Raw genomic sequence first — 21,354 nt, forward strand, 5'->3', positions numbered from 1 at the left:
AATTTGCACCCGTTCTACATTGCAGCCAATGTCCGCTTGAAACCACTTCGACGAGACTTCGCATATGATTGATGTTGATAAGATTCGGGCTGACACACCCGGAGTAGAGCACTCGATGCACCTTCTTGCCTGTGGCTCGGCGCTAATGCCACAGAGCGTTGTAGACGCCGTAACAGCGTACACCCTGCTTGAAGCCCAAATCGGTGGCTACGAAGCCCAAGCGAAGCAATCCGATCTGTTGGATAAGGTGTATCGTTCAGTGGCGGCTCATATTGGAGCTTCTCCAAGAGAAATCGCTTTGATGGAGAACGCTACGGTCGCTTGGTGCCATGCGTTCTATGCCCTTCCGCTCAAGCCGGGTTCGCGGATTTTGACGTGTGAAGCGGAGTATGCCGCCAACTATGTTGCCTTTCTACAAAGGGCCAAACGCGATGACCTGCAGATCGACATTATTCCTTCTGATGAAAGCGGCGCGCTTGACCTTGCCGCGCTTGAATCGGCAATGGAAGAAGATGTCGGTGTCGTCGCGATTACTTGGATTCCTACGAACGGTGGCTTGGTGAACCCAGCCGCAGAAGTCGGACGGATCGCAAAAGCCCATGGCGTTCCTTATCTACTCGATGCGTGCCAAGCGGCGGGACAGATGCGGATAGACGTAGAAGAGCTTGGGTGCGATTTTCTGTCAGCTACGGGCCGGAAATACCTTCGTGGACCGCGCGGGACTGGGTTTCTCTACGTGAAAGACAAGTGGCTCGACACCTTGGAACCCGCGATGATCGACCACTTCGGAGCGCCTTGGGTGGCCCGAGACCGGTATGAACTGCGTGACGATGCACGGCGATTTGAAACTTGGGAAAACTCCTACGCACTACGGGCTGGGCTTGGAGCGGCAATAGACTACGCCGACCAGATTGGCATCGACCAAATCCAAGATCGCGTCACTCTGCTGGCTGATGAAGCGAGACGGGCTCTGTCGGAAGTGTCATCTGTGGAAGTCCAGGATTTGGGCCAGGCGCCATGCGGCATCGTGAGCTTTTCGATTGATGGTCACGACGCTGGGCTAATCGTCAAGAAAATGGCTGAGGCAGGTTATGCCATAGGGGCATCTTCGCCTTCCAGCACTCGCATCGACGCGGAGCGCCGCAATTTGCCAACGCTTCTGCGCATAGCGCCTCATTACTACAACACAGAATCCGAAGTGCGGGGCGCTATAGAGCGCCTTGCTTCGCTCATCCGCTAAAGCGGCCTTTGAAAAGAAAAAGCTCCCGACGCAGAGTCGAGAGCTCTTTGGTTTTTCGGCCGAATTGTACGCTGTACGCGCAATCTCCAAGCTTACGCGTTCGCCGCGCGGATCTTATCCGCCATCTCTTTGTCAAACCCAACGCCATTGGCTTCAAACATCGTGTCGAGCTCACCAGACAACGTCATCTCGGTGATGATGTCACAGCCGCCCACGAACTCGCCTTTGACGTAGAGTTGTGGGATGGTTGGCCAGTCAGAGTAATCCTTGATGCCCTGACGGATCTCGTCGTCTGCCAGCACGTTCACGTCGGTATAGTCCACGCCCATGTAGTTCAGAACGCCCGCCACACGGGAAGAAAATCCGCATTGGGGCATCTCTTTGGTGCCTTTCATGTACAGCACCACGTCGTTGGCTTTGACGGTCTCATCAATGCGGGTCTTTGCGTCAGTCATGTCTTTCTCCGATCGTTTTCACGATGTTTCGTCTTTGGGGCCGTAAAGGCGATGATAGTCACGCGCGTAATCTGCGTCGTCTTTAAAGGTCTTGACCGAGCGGTCGGTGGCCTCGGCAAAGCTGCCGTGCCAGGTGTTGCCCCGGTCGAGCGATTGGTTGCGGCGGTGGGCGGCGTCGACGACCTTCATGTCGGTGGCCTCCATGCCCAGTTCGACCTCGCGGTCTTTAAACTGCGGTTGGCGTGTGGCGAGTGGCCGGCGCGGGCCGGGAACAAACAGCGATATGATCCGCCGCCACAGGGCCATTTTAGTCAGGCGCCTTTGTGGTCAGGGCCAAAGCATGCAACGCGCCGCTGTCGATGGCGGATTTCACGGTGGCATTCACCGCGCGTTGTTGGGCCACGCGGGATTGGCCGCGAAAGCTCTCGTCGATCACTTCGGCCGCGAAATGCGCGCCATCGTCGCCTTGCACAGTGATCTGAGCGTTTGGAAATCCTTCGCGGATCAGGGCTTCGATGTCAAAGGCGAGAATGGCCATGCGGGCTCCTATTTGGTGTTTGAGATGTAACTTAGGTCGCGGCCCGTAGGGCTGCAAGAGCCTTTGGATCGTCAAACAGCGATTGAAAGGCGGGAAGGGCGGTGTAGTAGAGGTCAAAGGCCCCGTCGGTCTCAAGAGCTGTGAGGGTGGAAAGGGTCCAGCCGTCTTCGGGCTCGGTGAAGCCAGCCTTGAGCATGTTCACGAGGTGGAGCTGTTCGTCCCCCAGTGGCATGAGTTCGAGGTATTTCAGGATTTCCAGCGATTGATGCAGGCGGCGCAGAAGGCGGAAGACCTCCATCATTTCGGGCAAGAGTTCGGGATGCGTGCGCCAGTCGGTGCCGCCGAAAACCCCTTGTACCGTATGTTGTCCCGCGCCGAGGCAGTCAAATTTGATGCATCCGGTGAAACCCGCTTTGGCGAGGTCGTCGTGGATCGCGCAGGAAAATTTCTGGGGATCAAGGTTAGGGCAGGCGACGCCCGCCGGTTTGTCGAGCGCAAAGTCAGTGCCGCGATCAAAATGCAGCGCCACACAGCAAAGCGAGCTGCAGGCGCTGCAGTCTGTTTTCATGTCCGGGTAGGCGAAATCCCGGGGCATGGATCAGGCGACGGCGGCAGCAAAGCTGCTGCGGAAGGTCGCCGCCAGATCGGCCAGAGGCGCCTCGGAAGAGCCCATGCGGACCTTGTCGCCGGTGAATTTGCCGACCGATTGCAGGGTCACGCCGGCCTGGCCTGCGGCGACCATGAGGGCTTCGGCCTGATCGAAATTACAGGCGATCAGATAGCGGGCTTGGTCCTCGCCGAAATAGGTCGCGGTGTTTGCGTCATCCAGATGGACGCCGACGCCCGCGGTTTCCGCCATCTCAAAGGCCGCCAGCGCGAGGCCGCCGTCCGAGAGATCGGTGCAGGCTTTGATCATCTCGCGGTTGGCGCGGATGAAATCGCCGTTTTTCTTTTCCTCAGCCAGATCGACCGCAGGGGCGTCGCCTTCTTCGCGGTTAAAGACTTCGGCGAGCAGCGCTGATTGGCCCAGATGCCCGTTTGTCGCGCCAACAACCAAGGCCACGTGACCTTCGCGGGCTTCGCCGATGATTTCTTCTTCGCCCGCGTGAACAAGGCCAACTGCGCCGATGGTTGGCGTTGGCAGGATGCCTTTGCCGTCGGTCTCGTTGTATAGGCTCACGTTGCCCGAGACGATTGGCATGTCGAGTGCCGCAACCGCCTCGCCGATGCCTTTGATCGCGCCGACGAATTGTCCCATGATTTCAGGCTTTTCCGGGTTGCCGAAGTTCATGTTGTCGGTGGTCGCCAGAGGGGTTGCGCCGACGGCGGTCAGGTTGCGATAGGCTTCGGCGACGGCCTGTTTGCCGCCCTCTACAGGGTTGGCTTTGACATAACGCGGGGTCACGTCTGAGGTGAAAGCGAGCTTCTTGTCGGTGCCATGTACGCGCAAGAGACCAGACCCAACGCCCGGGCCACGGGCTGTGTCGGCCATGACCATAGAGTCATATTGATCATAGACCCACTGCTTGCCCGCGTAGTTCGGGCTGGAGATCAGTGCCTTGAGGCCATCAATTGGGTCAATCTCTGGCACGTCGGCCAGAGGCTCAGCCGCGGGTGTCTCGACCCATGGGCGGTCGTATTCCGGCGCGGTGGAGGAGAGTTTGGAGAGCGGCAGGTCGGCTTTGACTTCGCCGTTGTGCATGATCAGGAAGCGGTCTTCTTCGATGGTTTCGCCGACGATGGCGAAGTCGAGGTCCCATTTTTCAAAGACGGCGCGCGCCTCAGCCTCGAGCTCTGGTTTCAGAACCATCAGCATGCGTTCTTGGGATTCCGACAGCATCATTTCGTAGGCTGTCATGTTTTCCTCGCGCTGGGGCACGTCTTCGAGGTTGAGCTTCACGCCCAAGCCGCCCTTGTCGCCCATTTCCACGGCAGAGCAGGTCAGACCGGCTGCGCCCATGTCTTGGATTGAGATCACGGCGCCGGTGGCCATCAGCTCGAGCGTCGCTTCCATTAGGCGTTTTTCGGTGAAAGGGTCGCCGACCTGAACGGTGGGACGTTTTTCCTCGATGGTGTCGTCGAATTCAGCCGAGGCCATGGTCGCGCCACCCACGCCGTCACGGCCGGTTTTCGCGCCAAGGTAAACGACCGGCATGCCGACGCCGGATGCTGCGGAGTAGAAAATCTTGTCAGCATCCGCCAAGCCCGCCGCGAAGGCGTTCACAAGGCAGTTGCCGTTATAGGCTGGGTGGAAGCGCACTTCGCCGCCCACAGTCGGGACACCGAAACAGTTGCCATAGCCGCCGACGCCTTCAACCACGCCATTGACCAGCTGTTTTGTCTTTGGATGAGAGGTTTCACCAAAGGACAGGGAGTTCATCGCCGCGATCGGACGCGCGCCCATAGTAAAGACATCGCGCAGAATGCCACCAACACCGGTCGCAGCACCCTGATAGGGTTCGATGTAGGAGGGGTGGTTGTGGCTCTCCATCTTGAAGATCACGGCTTGGCCGTCGCCAATATCAATAACACCCGCGTTTTCGCCCGGGCCACAGATCACCTGAGGGCCTTCGGTCGGCAGTGTGCGCAGCCATTTCTTGGAGGATTTATAAGAGCAATGCTCGTTCCACATCGCCGAGAAAATGCCCATTTCGGTGAAGTTTGGTTCGCGGCCCAGAATGTTGATCACTTCGGCATATTCGTCCTTGGTGAAACCGTGGTTTGCGATGACCTCATCGGTGATGACTGGATCTTGCATTCTCTGTCCTTAGGGCTGGTGGCTGGCGTTGCGCGCTCTTTACGCCATGGGTGCCCAAAGGGGAAGGCCTAAGCGTCTCGCGCGTTATGCCAAAAAAAAGGGCCGAGCAAACAAGCTCGGCCTAAGTCCAACAGGGAGGTATGAAGATGATGAGCGAATAAGCAATCATCGCCTTCGAGAGATGAAATAAGCAGCAGCGTGTTAACTTTCAAGAAAAACCATGCTGCGCCTGCAGCAAAGCTGATATGCGCCTAGTGCATACCTAGAGGTTTCCTTGTTCTTTCATGTGTTTACGGCTGATCGCGATCTCTTCTTGTACAAAGTCACGGAAGGCTTGAATGCGCTTGGAATGCCGTAGTTCCTCTGGATAAGCCAGATAAACAGGGATTTCCTGACTCTGCACCTCGGGCAGGACCCGCACCAGATCAGGGGATTCCTCGACGATATAGTCGGGCAACGATCCGATGCCGAGGTCATGTAACACCGCTTGCAGAACGCCATAATAGTTGTTCACGTTCAGGCGGGACTGAATATTGTTGGTCAAAAGTGACTGGATCATCACCGCGCCGGCCGACACCTGATCGGATCCGGGGTTTTGGCAAATCAGCCGATGGTCCGCCATATCCTGCGGCGTTTCCGGCGTGCCATGGGCATCCAGATAGGCTTGCGTTGCATAAAGCCGCATGCTCACAAACATCAGACGCTTGCGGATCAGGTCGGCCTGGCTGGGTTCCTTCATTCGGATCGCGCAATCGGCCTCGCGCATCGGCAGGTCGAGCACCCGTTCCTCAAGCATCAGATCAATATTGAGATCAGGGTATTTCTCGTAGAGCTTATGCAGTCGTGGGGCGAGCCACATGGTGCCAAACCCAAGCGTCGTGGTGACGCGCAGTTCGCCAAAAACCTCTTCTTCACTGTCGCGAATTCGGGCGGATGCCGCATCCAGCCGTTTCGCCATAGCTTTGGTCGCGTCAAACAGCAATTCGCCCTGTTCGGTCAGAATCAGACCCCGTGCGTGGCGGTGAAAGAGAATCGTATTGAGGCTTTCTTCCAGAGCGCGCACCTGTCGGCTGACCGCCGATTGAGACAAATTAAGGGTATCACCCGCGTGTGTAAGGCTGCCTGCGTCTGCTACTGCGTGAAATATTCGAAGTTTGTCCCAGTCCATATCCGCAACTTTCTATTTGCTTGCCCCATACCTAGGGGAATTTCCCGAAAAACGAAACATTGTGACGCGAGGTTTCAAAAAAACCTCACAAATAACTGTTCCAAAGGTCAGTAATTGTGACCTAACCTTGGGGTATACTCGATGTAGCAGCCAGGTGTTGGGAGGCACATAGCACGCATGAGCATCCAGAAGGTTTCCCTCAAGGACAAGTTTGATCTGTCTAAAAAACAGGTCCTGTTGAACGGTACGCAGGCATTGGTGAGACTGATGTTGACGCAAAAGGCGCGTGATACCGCCGCCGGGCTGAATACGGCGGGCTATGTGACCGGGTATCGCGGGTCTCCGCTGGGGGCTGTGGATAGCGTGATGATGCGGGCCGAGCCTGAATTGTCGGCCGCCGATGTGTTGTTTCAATCCGGTTTGAACGAAGACCTTGCGGCGACGCAACTTTGGGGCGCGCAACAGGCGGAACTGCGGGGTGAAGGCAAATTCGATGGTGTCTTTGGCCTCTGGTACGGCAAGGGGCCGGGGGTCGACAGGACCGGCGACGCAATGCGGCACGCGAATATGGCGGGCACCTCGAAGCATGGCGGCGTGCTGATGGCGATGGGGGATGACCATACGGGCGAGAGCTCGACGGTGTTGCACCAGTCCGAATGGGCTTTGGTGGATGCCTATATGCCGGTGGTGTCTCCGGCGGGTGTGCAGGAGGTGATCGATTACGGTCTTTACGGCATTGCGCTGTCGCGGTTTGCGGGCGTTTGGGTTGGTCTGAAAACCATGAAAGACACGATCGAGGCGACGTCGGTTGTTGATGGATCGCTGGACCGCGTTCAGATTGTTGAGCCAGAGTTTGATATGCCGGAAGGCGGTCTGAATATCCGACTTGGCGACACGCCGCACGCGCAGGAAGCGCGGATGATTGACTACAAACGTTTCGCGGCTGAGGCGTTTTCCCATGCGAATAAAATGGACAAACGCATCTGGGGCAAACCCGGTGCCAAGATCGGGTTTGTTGCGGCGGGTAAGAACTGGCTCGATCTAACCCACGCGATGTCTTTGCTGGGGATTGATGAGGCCGAGGCCGAGCGTCTGGGGATCACCACCTATAAGGTCGGGCAGGTCTTTCCGTTGGATATGAAGGGCTTTCACGATTGGGCCGAGGGGCTTGATCTGATCGTTATCGTTGAAGAAAAGCGCAAGCTGATCGAAGTGCAGGTCAAAGAAGCGATCTTTGATGACCGTCGCGGCCGTCGGGTTTATGGCTGGTATAAGGGCGGTGCTGGCACGCTGCACCGCGAAGAGCTGTTCCCGACGCGGGATGCGCTTAATCCCATCATGATCGCGCAAAAGATTGGCGAGATCCTTGTGGAAGAGGGACGTGACACAGAAGCCGTGAAAAACGGTATCGCGCTGTTGGACGAAGCGCAACGCGCTGATAACGCCGAGGATATCACCGCGCGCATCCCGCATTTCTGCTCGGGCTGCCCGCATAATTCTTCGACCAAAGTGCCTGATGGCAGCCGCGCCTATGCGGGGATTGGCTGTCACTATATGGTGCAATGGATGGACCGCGAGACATCTGGGTTCACCCATATGGGGGCCGAGGGCGCGAATTGGATCGGCGAGGCTCCGTTTTCTAATCGAGACCATGTTTTCCAAAACTTGGGGGACGGCACCTATAACCACTCGGGCGTTCAGGCAATCCGGGCGGCTTTGGCGGCGGGTACGAATATCACCTACAAGATCCTCTACAATGACGCGGTCGCGATGACCGGTGGGCAGTCCAATGATGGTGGGCTGGATGCACCGAAAATCACGCGGGAATTGCTGGCGATGGGTGTCGAAGATGTGGTCGTCGTCTATGACGAAAAAGAGGATGTCGTGCAGAGCGCGTTTCCCTCCGGCGTCCCATTCCATGAGCGTGCAGAGTTGATGCAGGTTCAGGAAAGACTGAGCAAAACCAAGGGCGTATCGGCGATTGTTTATGTGCAGACCTGCGCGGCTGAAAAACGGCGTCGGCGCAAGCGCGGGACCTTTCCCGACATCGACAAACGGGTGTTTATCAACACCGATGTTTGCGAAGGCTGCGGCGATTGCGGGGTGCAGTCCAACTGTATCTCCATCGTGCCGGTCGAAACAGAACTAGGCCGCAAACGGGCGATTGATCAATCCAACTGCAACAAAGACTTTTCATGTGTGAATGGTTTCTGCCCGTCTTTCGTGACGCTTAAGGGTGCGAAAGTTCGGAAGGAAGCGGCCAAGGATGTGACCTTGCCGGATATGCCGGAACCAGAGATCGCCCCGATCAAATCCACCCATAATGTGGTCATCACAGGCGTCGGCGGCACGGGCGTCGTCACCATCGGCGCTGTGCTTGCCCAAGCCGCACAGATCGACGGAAAAGCAGCAGGCATGATGGAAATGGCGGGCCTCGCACAGAAAGGCGGCGCGGTGCATATTCATTGCCGTCTGGCCGAGACCCCCGAGGCGATCAGCGCGATCCGCGTGGCGACCGGGGAATGTGACGCTTTGATCGGCGGAGACCTCGTGGTCAGCGCTGGCGCTAAGACACTCGGATTGACGGCAGCAGGACGGACGGGCGCTGTGGTGAACAGCCACGAGATCATCACTGGCGAATTCACCCGCAATACCGAATTCTCCATCCCAACCGACCGACTGACCGTCGCCCTTGAGGCGCGGCTGCGCGAGGGGTTGGCGCTGTTTAACGCGTCGGAACTGGCGCGGGTGATCATGGGGGACTCGATTTATTCAAACATGATGATCTTTGGCGCGGCCTGGCAAAAGGGCCTCGTGCCGATCAGCCGCGATGCGATCCTTGCGGCGATTGAGCTGAACGGAGCGGCCGTCGAACGCAACAAACGTGCGTTCGAGCTGGGCCGTTGGGCGGTGCTCTATCCCGAAGATGCCCGCGCGATGATGACGCCGAATGTGGTGGAACTGCCCAAGACTTTGGACGAGAAAATCGCCATGCGGGCCGATCACCTGACGAAGTACCAGAACAAACGTCTGGCCAAGAAGTACCGCAAGATGGTGGACGGCATTGAGGACGCGCGTCTGAAAGAGGCCGTGGCAAAAGGCTATCATAAGCTCTTGTCTTATAAGGACGAATATGAAGTTGCGCGTCTGCATCTGAGCACGATGGAGAAGGCCGCAGCACAGTTCGAGGACGGCTTTGAGATGACGTTTCACCTCGCGCCACCGATGATTTCAAAGGAGGGCCCCAATGGCCGCCCCGAGAAACGTGAGTTCGGCCCAGGCATGATCCGCTGGTTCAAACTGCTCGCGCGTATGAAGGGCCTGCGCGGCACCGCACTCGATATCTTTGGCCACACCGAAGAGCGTAAAATGGAGCGTGCGCTGATTAAGCAATATGAGGCCGATATGGCGGAAATCCTGCCCGCCAATCGCGCCACAGCGAGCGATGAGGCCGTCGCCCTTGCCGAACTGCCGTTGCAAATCCGTGGTTTTGGACCGGCAAAAGCCGCCAATGAAGCCAAGGCAGCCAAGCGGCGCGAAGAGATTTTGGCGGCCATCCGCATGTCCAAAACGCACAAAGCGGCGGCAGAATAGGCAAATAGCTGCGGTCAATTGTCATGATTGCGTTACCAGCCTGTCATAAAGACTTTGAAACCTTGGTGCTTGCCCTTATGTAAGCGCCAACTTCGCCAAACAGCCTTTAGGACAGACCTCTCATGGCCAGCAATCGCGCCATCGTTCGGGATATCAGCTACGCCCATTCCGCCGCCACCAAAGGCGGGCGGGCCTTTATTCGTGTGTTGGAAAACACCACGGGTCGGCTGCGTCTGATCAAGCGGGCCAAGGGTTATGAGGATGAGGTCGCGAACGGCCGCGATTTCTGGCAGGTCATGGTGGAACGCTATGGTCTCAGCCTTGAGGTTTCAGGCGGGTCTTTGGATAATATCCCCAAAGAGGGGCCGCTTCTGCTCATCGCGAACCATCCCTACGGCATTCTGGATGGGTTAATGATGGGGCATATCCTGTCAGAGGTGCGCGGCGATTTCCGCATTCTGGCGCATCAGGTGTTCCGCAAGGCCGAGGATCTCAATCGCATTATCCTGCCGATCAGCTTTGATGAAACCAAAGAGGCCATGAAGCTGAACCTGCAGACCCGCAAAGAGGCGGTAAACTACCTGAGCCAAGGCGGCGCGATTGGTATTTTCCCGGGCGGCACGGTGAGCACAGCCGAAAAGCCATTTGGCGAACCGATGGATCCGGGCTGGCGCGGTTTTACCGCGCGGATGGTGGCTAAATCCGATGCCGCTGTGGTGCCCGTATTCTTTGACGGAACGACCTCGCGGCTGTTTCAGGTGGCGAGCCATCTGCATTACACCTTGCGCATGGGTTTCCTCATTCGCGAATTCAAAAAGCGCGTCGACAGGCCGGTGCAGGTGGTGATCGGCAAACCGATTGCGCGCGAAGAGCTCGATAAGCGGCGCCAAGACACCAAAGCGCTCATGGACTTCCTGCGGCAGGAAACCTATGCTCTGTCTCCAAAGCCTGTTGACGCTGACGCCTATGGCTTTGAGTTTGAAGAGAAATACAAGGCGTAAAGCCGGTTTCACGAGGATCGCGAGAGCATGGCGGTAGGAATTTTCGATAGTGGCCTAGGGGGTCTGACGGTCTTGGATGCTGTGTCCAAGGCGCTGCCGGATGTGCCGTTTGTGTATTATGGCGACAACGCGCATGCGCCTTACGGGGTGCGGGATGCGGATGATATCTATAACCTAACCACTGCCGCGTTGGAGCGCATGTGGGAAGAGGGCTGTGATCTGGTGATCCTTGCCTGCAATACTGCGAGTGCTGCGGCCTTGCGGCGGATGCAGGAAAGCTTTCTGCCGACTGATAAGCGCGCCTTGGGAGTCTTCGTTCCTTTGATCGAAGCCCTGACCGAGCGGCAATGGGGCGACAATTCCCCGCCGCGTGAGGTGGCTGTGAAACATGTGGCGCTCTTTGCGACGCCTGCGACGGTCTCTAGCCGGGCGTTTCAACGCGAGTTGGCGTTCCGCGCGATTGGCGTGGACGTAGAGGCGCAGGCCTGTGGCGGCGTTGTCGATGCCATCGAGGACGGCGATATGATCCTAGCGGATGCGCTGGTGCGCAGCCATGTGGACGCATTGATGCGCAAAATGCCCACACCAGAGGCCGCGATTTTGGGCTGTACCCATTATCCGCTGATGGAAGATATCTTTCAGGACGCTTTGGGGCCGGATGTTAAGGTCTATAGCCAGGCAAATCTCGTGGCAGCGAGCCTTGGAGACTATCTCAAGCGCCATCCAAACATGCGTGGCGCAGGGGAAGAGAGCAAATTCCTCACGACCGGCGATCCGGCCCGCGTGTCTGCCCGCGCAACACAGTTTTTGCGACGAAAGATCGAGTTTTCCGCTGCTTGATCCCGCGCGTCGCTGCGCTTAAAACCCCATGAAATTCACGCGTGCGCCCATATGGGCTGCCGCGACCTATGAGAAAGAGGTCTCACATGACCCATAAAATCGCAATTCTTGGTGCCTCTGGCTACACAGGTGCCGAACTCATTCGGATTATCGCCACCCATCCCAGCATGGAGATCGTGGCGCTGGCCGCCAATTCCAAGGCGGGCAAATCTATGGCCGAGGTCTTTCCACACCTGCGTCATCTGGAGCTGCCAGATTTGATCAAGATCGATGAGATTGATTTTGACAATGTGGATCTGGTGTTCTGCGGTCTGCCACATGCGACCAGCCAGAAGGTTATCAAGGCGCTGCCAAGCAACGTCAAAGTCGTTGATTTGTCAGCGGATTTCCGGCTGCGGGACCCCGAAGAATACGCCAAATGGTACGGCGGTCAACATGATGCGGTCGATCTGCAAGGCGAGGCGGTCTATGGTCTCACTGAGTTCTACCGCGAAGAGATCAAGAACGCTCGGCTGGTTGCGGGCACGGGCTGTAACGCGGCGACGGGTCAATTCCTGTTGCGGCCATTGATTGCGGCGGGTGTGATTGATCTGGACCAGATCATTCTCGACCTGAAGTGCGCGGTGTCCGGCGCCGGGCGGTCTTTGAAAGAAAACCTGCTGCATGCAGAACTCTCTGAGGGCTACAACGCCTATGCGGTCGGCGGCACGCACCGGCATCTGGGCGAATTTGATCAGGAATTCAGCGCCATCGCAGGTCGCGAGGTGAAAATCCAGTTCACGCCGCATCTGCTGCCGGTCAACCGGGGCATTCTCGCGACGGGCTATGTGCAGGGCGACGCGCAAGCGGTTTATGACACGATGGTCGCAGCCTACAAGGACGAGCCCTTCATCGAAGTGCTGCCCTTTGGCGAGACCCCATCGACGCATCATGTGCGCGGATCGAACTTTTGCCACATCGGCGTGACCAAGGATCGGATCGACGGGCGGGTGATACTTGTTGCCGCACTCGACAATTTGACCAAGGGCTCCTCTGGACAAGCGGTTCAGAACGCCAATCTTATGCTAGGAGAGGCGGAGACCGCCGGGCTGATGCTCGCGCCGTGCTTCCCGTAAACCAGCGCAGGAGGGCCGCATGAAGGGCCTCAAAAAACAGAGACGCATTCAGATCATCATCGCCGCTATGGTGGCTTTGGTGGTCTCGACGGGCTTGATTGGCTACGCGATGCGGGATGGGATTAACTTTTTCCGCTCGCCCAGTCAGGTGGTCGAAGAACCTCCTGCACCCAATGAGGTGTTCCGTATTGGCGGGCTGGTCGAAGAAGGCACGCTGGTGCGCGGTCAGGGTGATACGGTTACGTTTTCTGTAACCGATGGCGGGGCGTCAGTGCCTGTGAGTTTTGCGGGCGTGCTGCCGGATCTATTTGCGGAAAACCAAGGTATGGTCGGGCAGGGCCGCTACATTGACGGCGTCTTTCAAGCCTCTGAAATTCTTGCGAAACACGATGAGACCTATATGCCCAAAGAGGTCGTGGATGCTCTGAAAGAACAGGGCGTTTACAAAGGTGAAGACAGCTAAGCGCGTTGCGAATGCGACGCGCGGGTGGCTTATGCCGGATTAGGGTCTGAGGCGCAGGCTCCTTGCAAATTAAATTGCGAGGTGGCCATGGACGTCAGACAAATTGCCAAAGAGATCGTGGGTCGCGAAGGCGGCTATGTGAACGACCCCGATGACCCCGGCGGGGCCACGAAATACGGGGTGACCATCGGCACGATGCGACGTCTCGGGCTAGATCTGGACGGAGACGGGCAGGTCACGACCCGTGACGTCAAGGCTCTGACCCAAGCGCAGGCGGTCGAGATCTTTGTGCGCGACTATTTCGAGGCCCTTCGGATCAACGAACTCCCTCCGGTGCTGCAGGCCTCGGTTTTTGACATGTATGTTAACGCGGGTGGGAATGCCGTGCGTATTCTGCAGCGTCTGCTCAATGATATGGGACAGGCGGTGTCGGTGGACGGGGGCATTGGTCCGCAAACGCTTGAGGCCTGTGAGGCAGCCGCCGCCCTTGCGCCGGATCATCTGGCGGATGCTTATGGGATCGCACGGCGGAACTATTATTTTCGGATCGCGGATGAGACGCCAAAACTGCGCAAATTCGCGCGGACTAAGGCGGGCAAAAAGGGCGGCTGGATCAAACGGGCCGAGGAGTTCATCTCGCCGCGCTATCACCTGAGCCCGCGTGAATTTGACCGTCCGGTGGCGACATGGGCGTAGTGGGGCGGATCTTGGATCTTGTGTTTGGCGGAGGCCGCAATGTGGTGGCCGAGACCGCCGAGGTGTTTCGTCAGAACGCCGAGAAGGGCGCCGCCAGGGAGCATGATCTGCGGGGCGCAACCTTGGCGCAGTTTGGCGGAGAATTTCGGCAAACCAACCGCGGCGGGTTTGATCGTGTTATGGATGGGATCAACCGTTTGCCGCGGCCTTTGATGGCTTTGGGCTGCATCGGTCTCTTTGTCGCAACCATGGTGGATCCGCTTTGGTTTGCCGCGCGGATGCAGGGAATTGCCCTGGTGCCTGAGCCGCTGTGGTGGTTACTAGGCGTTGTCGTCAGCTTTTATTTCGGTGCGCGGCATCAGGCGAAAGGGCAGCAATTTCAACGTGATATAGCGCAGGGGTTGGCGCAATCCGCACAGGTTGTGGACGCGATTTCACAGATCGAAAGGCTTGCGGTTGAGAACCACACCCCAGACCACGAGATAAATCCAGCCCTTGCAGACTGGAAACGCTCCCAAAGCTAACGTGCCAATCGGTCGCGCGACATCTGCGCCCTTGTCGGGAATTTGAATTGGCGCGGGCTTCGGCGGGTTCTATATCTGGCCCATGATAGTAGAACTCGGCCACTTCGCTTTGATTCTCGCAGCCGTCACGGCTGTGGTGCAATCCATCGTCCCCCTTATCGGCGCGCACAAGCGTTGGAGCGGCTGGATGGCCATGGGCGACACCGCAGCGATGCTGCAATTCGTGCTGACGGCTGCGGCCTTTGCCGCGCTCACCTATGCCTTTGTGGTCAGCGATTTCTCGGTGCGATTGGTTTACGCGAACTCGCATACACTCAAGCCGATGATCTACAAGATTTCTGGCGTTTGGGGGAACCACGAGGGCTCGCTATTGCTGTGGGTTCTGATCCTGACTCTGTTTGGGGCCTGTCTGGCGTGGTTTGGGGGCAACCTGCCGCCGACGTTGAAAGCCCGCGCCTTGGCGGTTCAGGCCTCAATCGCCGTGGCTTTCTTTGCATTCATGCTGCTGACCTCAAACCCGTTTGTCCGCATGGAGATGGTTCCCTTTAATGGCCAAGACCTGAACCCGTTGTTGCAGGACGTGGGCCTCGCGCTGCACCCGCCGTTTTTGTATCTGGGCTATGTGGGGCTTTCGATGGCGTTTTCTTTTGCCGTTGCTGCCTTGATCGAAGGCCGCGTGGACGCGGCTTGGGCGCGGTGGGTTCGGCCTTGGACTTTGGCCGCTTGGATTTTCCTAACCATCGGTATCGCGCTTGGGTCCTGGTGGGCCTATTACGAGCTGGGTTGGGGCGGGTTCTGGTTCTGGGATCCGGTGGAAAACGCGTCTTTCATGCCTTGGCTTTTGGCGGCGGCGTTGTTGCATTCCGCCATTGTTGTTGAGAAGCGTGAAAGCTTGAAAGCCTGGACGATCCTCCTGGCAATCCTGGCTTTTGGATTCAGCCTGATTGGGACGTTTATCGTGCGGTCTGGCGTTTTGACCTCTGTGCATGCCTTCGCCAATGATCCCGAGCGGGGCGTCTTTATCCTTATCATTCTGGCGGTCTTCTTGGGAGGCGCTCTGACGCTCTTCGCGGCCCGCGCCGCCGTGCTTGAAGCCAAGGGCGTCTTTGGCATGGTCAGCCGGGAAGGCATGCTCGTGGTGAACAACATTCTCTTGGCTGTGGCCTGTTTCGTGGTATTTATCGGCACGATCTGGCCTTTGGTGGCTGAGCTGTTCTTTGATCGCAAACTCTCGGTTGGGCCTCCGTTCTTTAACATGGCTTTCACGCCCTTTATGGTGGCCCTTGGGGCGCTCTTGCCGATTGGGGCGATGACGCCTTGGAAGCGGGGTAAGCTCGGGCGCATTTCGCGGCCTCTGGTGCCTGCTTTGGTTCTCGCCATCGCATTGGCTGGTCTTGTCTGGGCCATGCAGACGGAGAGAACGCTGCTGGGGCCCATCGGGCTGTTGCTGGCAAGCTGGATGGTCTTTGGCGCGATCTTTGATCTTTGGACGCGTACAGGGCGAGGAGACCGCAACGCGCGGCTGCGTCGTTTACGCAATTTGCCCGGTGCAGATTGGGGCAAGGCGATTGCTCATGGCGGGCTTGGGATCACCATGTTTGGGATTGCGGGGCTGACTGCATGGGAAGTTGAAGACATTCGCGTTGTGCAACTGGGCGAGCAGTTCTCTGTCGGGGCTTATGAAATGGTGCTGGAAGAGGTCCATGACATCGAAGGCCCGAACTATCTCGCAACCACCGGCACCGTGCGCGTGACGCGCAACGGAAATGAGGTCACTGTGCTGCACCCTGAGAAACGCATCTACCCGGTGGCGCGTATGCCCACGACTGAGGCGGCGATTGATTACCGCTTCCTGCGCGACATCTATGTGGTGCTCGGAGACCCGCAGGACGACGGCGGCTATACGGTGCGCAGCTATATCAAGCCTTTGACCAATTGGATTTGGCTGGGCTGTATTCTGATGTCTTTAGGCGGTCTGGCGAGCCTCTTTGACCGCCGCTATCGCGTGGCCTCTGGCGCGCGCAAGACCAAGGCGGTGCCTGCGGAATGAAACGTCTGATTTTCCTGCTCTGGCTCTTTGCCACACCGCTCTATGCCGTGGAACCTGACGAAGTTCTGACCGATCCAGGCCTTGAGGCGCGCGCGCGGTCTTTGTCGCAGGAGTTGCGCTGTCTGGTCTGTCGCAATGAGAGCATTGATGAAAGTAATGCAGAGGTCGCCCGAGATCTGCGCCTTTTGGTGCGGGAACGTATCATGGAAGGCGACGCGGATGACGAAGTCCTCGCCTTTGTGGTTCATCGCTACGGGGAATATGTGCTGCTGAACCCGCGGGCCGATGGCGCGAATTTGGTTCTGTGGATGGCGGGACCTGTGATGCTTTTGATCGCTTTGGGGCTGGGCTTTGGCTATGTGCGTCGCCGCAGCCGCGCCAGCACACCGGGCTTTCGTGCCCTAAGTGCGGATGAAAAGCAGCGCTTGGATGAAATCTTGAAGGAATGACGCGCGGTTGCTCTTCACAACCGCCAAACTCTTCTTATTTTGAGGCCAAACGTTAAGCGGGAAGGCCTTTTTATGGAATATCAAGAGATCGAGTTCAGTGTCCAAGACGGCTATGCGCTGATAACGCTCAACCGGCCTGACAAGATGAACGCCCTGAATGGGCAGATGCGGGCCGAAATTACGCATGCTGTGCGCGACGTTTCACAAAACCATGAAAGCCTTGGGGCGCGGGCGCTGGTGATCACCGGAGCAGGCAAAGGGTTTTGCGCAGGCCAGGATCTGGGCGGTCAGGGATCTATCGCGACGATGGATCTTGAGCGCGTGCTACGCGATGAATACACTCCGATGCTGCGTGCGATTGTGGATTGCGAAGTTCCTACGATTGCGGCCGTACATGGCGCTGCGGCGGGGGCCGGGGCAAACCTTGCTTTGATCTGCGACGTGGTGATCGCCGCGGACAGCGCATATTTCCTGCAGGCTTTTTCGCGGATTGGTTTGATCCCCGATGCTGGTGGTACCTATATGATGCCGCGTCTGGCGGGCACGGCCAAGGCCATGGGGGCTGCTCTCTTTGCGGATAAGATCTCTGCCAAACAGGCGGATGACTGGGGGCTGATTTGGGAGGCCGTGGCTGACGACGCCTTTGAGGCCCATTGGAAAGCACGGGCCGCGCATCTGGGGGCAGGGCCAAGTGGCGCGTATCGCGCACTCAAGCAGGCGTTTCGCGCGACTTGGGGAAATACATTGGAAGAACAATTGGCTCTTGAAGCGAAACTGCAGGGTAAATGCGGAAAATCTCGTGATTTCCAAGAAGGCTCTGTCGCGTTCTTTGAAAAACGCCCGGCGGTTTTTGAGGGGCGATGACGCGATTTCTTTGAAAGAAATCGACGTCGGAAACTTTCAAAGTTTCCGTTTGAAAAGGCCGTCGCTGGAGCGGCCTTTTTTGTTTAGCGTTGCATGAGGGCACGGAGAAAGAGCTGAGCTTCCTCTGTTGGTTTGCGTTCAATACGCCGATAGACTGCACCGTCGATCGTTCGTTTCATCAAACCGTTCTCGATCAAAGAGCGCCGGATCTGAACGTGATCGCCAAAGGTGGCGCGGGCTTTTAGAACCTCATTCACGTCTTTCTCTGTCAGATCCTGTTTGGCAGGCAGAAACCGCCAGATAGCCCACAAACATAGTGCCTGAACCTGAGTGCGACGTGGCCAGCCTGACATACGGCCCTCGGCGTCCATAAAGCGCAAAGCACGTTGCGTGTCTTTGCTAAGGCCACGCGGTTCAGGTTGCTGGGCCTTAAGGTGTTGGGTGTTCTTAAAGCCCGCGGCCCGCGCCACAAGGCTCATGAATTGCGCATGTCCGGGCACGGGCGCACCGTCCAAAGATTTTCGCAAGGTTTTGGTAAATGTAGATAAATCCGCAATGTAAAGCGGCGTGAGGTCTTGAGCCATAACAGCATCCTTCAGACACGTGCGTCTCGGAACCGAGGTGGTGGTCGCCCTTGCCAACTGCACGAAAGTGAAAGTGCCGTTGTGTAGCTCACAGGTTTAGCTTGGCCGAAAAGGCTGGCGACGCCTGGGTGAACTGCGGACCCAAGGCCAAACAATCAGACTTACGCCAACGCCTCAACAAAAAAGGCCGCGCGGACTGCACGGCCTTTCAGAGTGTTGTGATTTGGACTTACCGGTCTTCGATATCGGTGTAGTCGCGCTCGGTTTCGCCGAGATACAATTGGCGAGGGCGACCGATCTTGTTCTGTGGATCCGCGATCATTTCTTTCCACTGGCTGACCCAGCCCACAGTGCGGCTCAGCGCGAAAATCGGCGTGAACATCGAGGTCGGGAAGCCCATCGCCTCCAGGATAATGCCGGAATAGAAGTCCACATTCGGGAAGAGTTTCTTCTCTGCGAAATATGGATCGGCAAGGGCTGCTTGTTCCAGCTCTTTCGCAGTTGCGAGGATCGGGTTGTTTTCGACGCCCAGCAGGTCCAGCACTTCGTCTGCGGACTGTTTCATCACGGTCGCACGTGGGTCGAAGTTTTTGTAAACGCGGTGGCCAAAGCCCATCAGACGGAACGGATCGTTCTTGTCTTTCGCGCGCGCAATGAACTCAGGGATACGATCCGGAGTGCCGATCTCTTTCAGCATTTCCAGACACGCCTGGTTCGCACCACCATGGGCAGGGCCCCAGAGGCATGCGATACCTGCCGCAATACAGGCAAACGGGTTCGCGCCAGAAGAGGACGCCAGACGCACGGTCGAGGTCGATGCGTTCTGTTCGTGGTCCGCGTGCAGTGTAAAGATACGGTCCATCGCGCGGCTCAGGATCGGATCGACGTTATATTCCTCGGCAGGAACGGCAAAGCACATGTGCAGGAAGTTGGACGCGTAATCCAGATCGTTGCGTGGATAGATGAACGGCTGGCCGATCGAATATTTATAAGCCCATGCCGCAATAGTTGGCATCTTTGCGATCAGACGGTGGGACGCGATCTCGCGCTGGCGCGGGTCGGTGATGTCGGTGGAGTCATGATAGAAGGCAGACATTGCACCAGCGACACCGGTCATAATCGCCATTGGGTGCGCGTCACGACGGAAACCGCGGAAGAAGTTCACCATCTGCTCGTGCAGCATGGTGTGGCGGGTGATGGTGCTTTCGAATTTCTCAAGCTCTGCGGCAGACGGCAGCTCACCGTAGAGCAGCAGATAGCAGACCTCTAGGTAATGGGATTTACCCGCCAGTTGGTCGATCGGGTAGCCACGGTGCAACAGCTCGCCTTTGCCGCCATCAATATAGGTGATGGTGGAATCACAGGATGCTGTCGAGGTGAAACCTGGGTCATAGGTGAAGACGCCCGCTTGGCCATAAAGCTTACGGATATCAAGAACATCGGGTCCCGCAGTTGGCGAGAAGATCGGCAGGTCGTAAGACGCATCTCCAATAGTCAGCGTCGCGGATTTTGTGCTGTCGGTCATAATTTTCCCTTCCTCGGTGGGCTCCTGGGCGAAGACGCCCGGGGCTCTTTTACGTCAAAGCAAGGGTCGTTGACCTTGCCCTAGTCTGCTGCCGCGTCTTGCAACCGAGCGATGGATTCGTCCGGCCCCAACACGAGCATCATATCAAAAACACTTGGGGTCACCGCGCGTCCGGCCAAAGCCGCCCTTAGTGGGCCCGCCATCTTGCCGAATTTGATTTCCTTCGCCTCAGCAAAAGAACTGGTGACTGCCTCAAGTCCGTCTCGCGTCCAGCTAGCATTTTGCAGCTGCGGCGTCAATTCTTTCAGTATACCACGGGATACATCATCAAGATTTTTTGATGCCTTCTCATCTGGCTGAAGCGGGCGCTGTGCCGTAATAAAGTGAGCTTTTTCAAGGAGTTCCGGGAAGGTTTTGGCGCGTTCTTTCAAACAGTACATGCCCACCTGTAGTAATTCGGTTGTCGCTGCGTCAAAGGGTTGCACACCCATAACGTGTTGAAAATCAACCAATTCATGCAGCAGTGCGGCATCGTCGCTCGCGGCAATATGTTGACCGCAGATGTTTTCCAGCTTTTTGAAGTCAAACCGCGCTGGCGATTTGCCAATCCCACCCAGATCAAACCACTCTTTGGCCTGTGCATCGGTAAAGAATTCGTCATCGCCGTGGCTCCAGCCCAGTCGCGCCAGATAGTTTCGCATGCCGGCCGCCGGATAGCCCATCTTTTGGTACTCTTCCGCACCAGTCGCGCCGTGGCGTTTGGACAGTTTCTTACCATCCGGGCCAAAGATCAGCGGGATATGCGCATAGGTCGGCAGATCCCAGCCCATGGCTTCATAGATCATCATTTGACGCGCGGCGTTATTGAGGTGATCGTCACCCCGGATTACATGAGTCACGCCCATGTCGTGGTCATCCACAACGACGGCCAGCATATAAACCGGCGTGCCATCAGAGCGCAGCAGGATCATGTCATCCAACTGTTCATTGGCGATTTTCACATCACCCTGAACTTCGTCACGGATCACCGTCGTGCCGTCCTGAGGAGCTTTGATCCGCACCACATATGGCGCATCCGGATGGCTGGCTGCATCCGCATCACGCCAAGGGCTGCGATAAAGCGTGGATTTGCCTTCTTCTTTGGCTTTGTCACGGAAGGCCTGAATCTCGTCCTGTGTCGCAAAACATTTATAGGCCTTGCCCTCGGCCAAAAGCTGTAGTGCCACTTCGGCATGACGATCCGCACGTTCAAACTGGCTGATCACATCGCCATCGTGATCCAGCCCCAGCCACGCCATGCCCTGCAGGATCGCATCCGTCGCCTCAGGGGTCGAGCGCGCGCGGTCCGTGTCCTCAATCCGCAACAGGAACTTGCCGCCACGCCCGCGCGCATAAAGCCAGTTAAACAGCGCAGTGCGCGCGCCGCCGATATGCAGAAAGCCGGTCGGAGAGGGGGCGAAGCGGGTGACGACGGTGGACATAGGCGGTTT

20 protein-coding genes are annotated in these 21,354 nt (G+C 57.4%); 11 read left to right on the forward strand and 9 right to left on the reverse strand.

Annotation, left to right across the window (positions count from 1 at the left end; genetic code table 11):
* The first annotated feature begins 64 nt into the window (after positions 1–64).
* Complete coding sequence (locus WG622_RS01405; protein WP_339401960.1) at positions 65–1,240, forward strand: aminotransferase class V-fold PLP-dependent enzyme; 1,176 nt, start codon at positions 65–67, stop codon at positions 1,238–1,240.
* 92 nt (positions 1,241–1,332) lie between these two features.
* Here the strand turns inward: WG622_RS01405 and grxD are convergent, their stop codons facing one another.
* The 6 genes from grxD to WG622_RS01435 form a co-directional block, all read right to left on the reverse strand.
* Positions 1,333–1,695, reverse strand: a complete 363-nt coding sequence (grxD, locus tag WG622_RS01410) for a Grx4 family monothiol glutaredoxin (protein WP_209356139.1) — start codon at positions 1,693–1,695, stop codon at positions 1,333–1,335.
* A gap of 18 nt (positions 1,696–1,713) precedes the next feature.
* Complete coding sequence (locus tag WG622_RS01415; protein WP_339401961.1) at positions 1,714–2,001, reverse strand: hypothetical protein; 288 nt, start codon at positions 1,999–2,001, stop codon at positions 1,714–1,716.
* 1 nt (position 2,002) lies between these two features.
* Positions 2,003–2,233, reverse strand: a complete 231-nt coding sequence (locus WG622_RS01420) for a BolA/IbaG family iron-sulfur metabolism protein (RefSeq protein ID WP_339401962.1) — start codon at positions 2,231–2,233, stop codon at positions 2,003–2,005.
* 31 nt (positions 2,234–2,264) lie between these two features.
* Positions 2,265–2,801, reverse strand: coding sequence for a hypothetical protein (locus WG622_RS01425; protein WP_339401963.1), 537 nt, complete (start codon positions 2,799–2,801; stop codon positions 2,265–2,267).
* 30 nt (positions 2,802–2,831) lie between these two features.
* Positions 2,832–4,991 (reverse strand): phosphoribosylformylglycinamidine synthase subunit PurL, encoded by a 2,160-nt coding sequence (gene purL / locus WG622_RS01430; protein ID WP_339401964.1) that lies wholly within the window; start codon positions 4,989–4,991, stop codon positions 2,832–2,834.
* Between the two features lie 262 nt (positions 4,992–5,253).
* Positions 5,254–6,159 carry a LysR family transcriptional regulator gene (locus WG622_RS01435; protein ID WP_339401965.1) on the reverse strand — a complete coding sequence of 302 codons (906 nt, stop codon included), beginning with the start codon at positions 6,157–6,159 and terminating at the stop codon, positions 5,254–5,256.
* Between the two features lie 177 nt (positions 6,160–6,336).
* Here WG622_RS01435 and WG622_RS01440 point away from each other — a divergent pair, with 177 nt between their 5' ends.
* From WG622_RS01440 to WG622_RS01485, 10 genes are all read left to right on the forward strand, one after another.
* Positions 6,337–9,753: an indolepyruvate ferredoxin oxidoreductase family protein gene (locus tag WG622_RS01440; protein ID WP_339401966.1), complete on the forward strand. Its 3,417-nt coding sequence runs from the start codon at positions 6,337–6,339 to the stop codon at positions 9,751–9,753.
* Positions 9,754–9,875: 122 nt separating this feature from the next.
* Positions 9,876–10,754, forward strand: coding sequence for a lysophospholipid acyltransferase family protein (locus WG622_RS01445; RefSeq protein ID WP_209356146.1), 879 nt, complete (start codon positions 9,876–9,878; stop codon positions 10,752–10,754).
* A gap of 27 nt (positions 10,755–10,781) precedes the next feature.
* Positions 10,782–11,594 (forward strand): glutamate racemase, encoded by an 813-nt coding sequence (locus WG622_RS01450; RefSeq protein ID WP_339401967.1) that lies wholly within the window; start codon positions 10,782–10,784, stop codon positions 11,592–11,594.
* Positions 11,595–11,680: 86 nt separating this feature from the next.
* Positions 11,681–12,709 (forward strand): N-acetyl-gamma-glutamyl-phosphate reductase, encoded by a 1,029-nt coding sequence (argC, locus tag WG622_RS01455; protein ID WP_339401968.1) that lies wholly within the window; start codon positions 11,681–11,683, stop codon positions 12,707–12,709.
* 19 nt (positions 12,710–12,728) lie between these two features.
* On the forward strand, positions 12,729–13,172 hold the full coding sequence (gene ccmE, locus WG622_RS01460) for a cytochrome c maturation protein CcmE (protein ID WP_339401969.1): 444 nt from the start codon (positions 12,729–12,731) through the stop codon (positions 13,170–13,172).
* An 87-nt stretch (positions 13,173–13,259) separates the two neighbouring features.
* A complete protein-coding gene (locus WG622_RS01465) occupies positions 13,260–13,868 on the forward strand; it encodes a holin-associated N-acetylmuramidase (protein WP_339401970.1) in 609 nt (202 codons plus the stop codon).
* Positions 13,859–14,392: a holin family protein gene (locus WG622_RS01470; protein ID WP_339401971.1), complete on the forward strand. Its 534-nt coding sequence runs from the start codon at positions 13,859–13,861 to the stop codon at positions 14,390–14,392. Before WG622_RS01465 ends, WG622_RS01470 begins: the two co-directional genes overlap by 10 nt.
* Positions 14,393–14,474: 82 nt before the next feature.
* Positions 14,475–16,442: a heme lyase CcmF/NrfE family subunit gene (locus tag WG622_RS01475; RefSeq protein ID WP_339401972.1), complete on the forward strand. Its 1,968-nt coding sequence runs from the start codon at positions 14,475–14,477 to the stop codon at positions 16,440–16,442.
* Positions 16,439–16,891: a cytochrome c-type biogenesis protein gene (locus WG622_RS01480; RefSeq protein WP_339401973.1), complete on the forward strand. Its 453-nt coding sequence runs from the start codon at positions 16,439–16,441 to the stop codon at positions 16,889–16,891. Before WG622_RS01475 ends, WG622_RS01480 begins: the two co-directional genes overlap by 4 nt.
* 72 nt (positions 16,892–16,963) lie before the next feature.
* Positions 16,964–17,755, forward strand: a complete 792-nt coding sequence (locus WG622_RS01485; protein ID WP_339401974.1) for an enoyl-CoA hydratase-related protein — start codon at positions 16,964–16,966, stop codon at positions 17,753–17,755.
* Positions 17,756–17,838: 83 nt separating this feature from the next.
* Here the strand turns inward: WG622_RS01485 and WG622_RS01490 are convergent, their stop codons facing one another.
* The 3 genes from WG622_RS01490 to gltX all read right to left on the reverse strand — a co-directional run bounded on the left by WG622_RS01490 (position 17,839) and on the right by gltX (position 21,345).
* Positions 17,839–18,339 (reverse strand): DUF2087 domain-containing protein, encoded by a 501-nt coding sequence (locus WG622_RS01490; protein ID WP_339401975.1) that lies wholly within the window; start codon positions 18,337–18,339, stop codon positions 17,839–17,841.
* Positions 18,340–18,568: 229 nt separating this feature from the next.
* Positions 18,569–19,864 carry a citrate synthase gene (gene gltA / locus WG622_RS01495; protein ID WP_209356156.1) on the reverse strand — a complete coding sequence of 432 codons (1,296 nt, stop codon included), beginning with the start codon at positions 19,862–19,864 and terminating at the stop codon, positions 18,569–18,571.
* Positions 19,865–19,944: 80 nt separating this feature from the next.
* Positions 19,945–21,345, reverse strand: a complete 1,401-nt coding sequence (gltX, locus tag WG622_RS01500) for a glutamate--tRNA ligase (RefSeq protein ID WP_339401976.1) — start codon at positions 21,343–21,345, stop codon at positions 19,945–19,947.
* Positions 21,346–21,354 lie beyond the last annotated feature (9 nt).

The organism is Cognatishimia coralii, assembly GCF_037478305.1.
Taxonomy (GTDB): Bacteria; Pseudomonadota; Alphaproteobacteria; order Rhodobacterales; family Rhodobacteraceae; genus Cognatishimia; species Cognatishimia coralii.

Bases quoted from the DNA above. Each gene is read 5' to 3' on its own strand.
- WG622_RS01450 (WP_339401967.1), top strand. From the start codon at position 10,782: ATGGCGGTAGGAATTTTCGATAGTGGCCTAGGGGGTCTGACGGTCTTG.
- WG622_RS01485 (WP_339401974.1), top strand. From the start codon at position 16,964: ATGGAATATCAAGAGATCGAGTTCAGTGTCCAAGACGGCTATGCGCTG.
- WG622_RS01445 (WP_209356146.1), top strand. From the start codon at position 9,876: ATGGCCAGCAATCGCGCCATCGTTCGGGATATCAGCTACGCCCATTCC.
- ccmE (WP_339401969.1), top strand. From the start codon at position 12,729: ATGAAGGGCCTCAAAAAACAGAGACGCATTCAGATCATCATCGCCGCT.
- argC (WP_339401968.1), top strand. From the start codon at position 11,681: ATGACCCATAAAATCGCAATTCTTGGTGCCTCTGGCTACACAGGTGCC.
- WG622_RS01420 (WP_339401962.1), bottom strand. From the start codon at position 2,233: ATGGCCATTCTCGCCTTTGACATCGAAGCCCTGATCCGCGAAGGATTT.
- gltX (WP_339401976.1), bottom strand. From the start codon at position 21,345: ATGTCCACCGTCGTCACCCGCTTCGCCCCCTCTCCGACCGGCTTTCTG.
- WG622_RS01435 (WP_339401965.1), bottom strand. From the start codon at position 6,159: ATGGACTGGGACAAACTTCGAATATTTCACGCAGTAGCAGACGCAGGC.
- WG622_RS01405 (WP_339401960.1), top strand. From the start codon at position 65: ATGATTGATGTTGATAAGATTCGGGCTGACACACCCGGAGTAGAGCAC.
- WG622_RS01440 (WP_339401966.1), top strand. From the start codon at position 6,337: ATGAGCATCCAGAAGGTTTCCCTCAAGGACAAGTTTGATCTGTCTAAA.
- purL (WP_339401964.1), bottom strand. From the start codon at position 4,991: ATGCAAGATCCAGTCATCACCGATGAGGTCATCGCAAACCACGGTTTC.
- WG622_RS01470 (WP_339401971.1), top strand. From the start codon at position 13,859: ATGGGCGTAGTGGGGCGGATCTTGGATCTTGTGTTTGGCGGAGGCCGC.
- WG622_RS01480 (WP_339401973.1), top strand. From the start codon at position 16,439: ATGAAACGTCTGATTTTCCTGCTCTGGCTCTTTGCCACACCGCTCTAT.
- WG622_RS01425 (WP_339401963.1), bottom strand. From the start codon at position 2,801: ATGAAAACAGACTGCAGCGCCTGCAGCTCGCTTTGCTGTGTGGCGCTG.
- WG622_RS01465 (WP_339401970.1), top strand. From the start codon at position 13,260: ATGGACGTCAGACAAATTGCCAAAGAGATCGTGGGTCGCGAAGGCGGC.
- WG622_RS01475 (WP_339401972.1), top strand. From the start codon at position 14,475: ATGATAGTAGAACTCGGCCACTTCGCTTTGATTCTCGCAGCCGTCACG.
- WG622_RS01490 (WP_339401975.1), bottom strand. From the start codon at position 18,339: ATGGCTCAAGACCTCACGCCGCTTTACATTGCGGATTTATCTACATTT.
- WG622_RS01415 (WP_339401961.1), bottom strand. From the start codon at position 2,001: ATGGCCCTGTGGCGGCGGATCATATCGCTGTTTGTTCCCGGCCCGCGC.
- grxD (WP_209356139.1), bottom strand. From the start codon at position 1,695: ATGACTGACGCAAAGACCCGCATTGATGAGACCGTCAAAGCCAACGAC.
- gltA (WP_209356156.1), bottom strand. From the start codon at position 19,864: ATGACCGACAGCACAAAATCCGCGACGCTGACTATTGGAGATGCGTCT.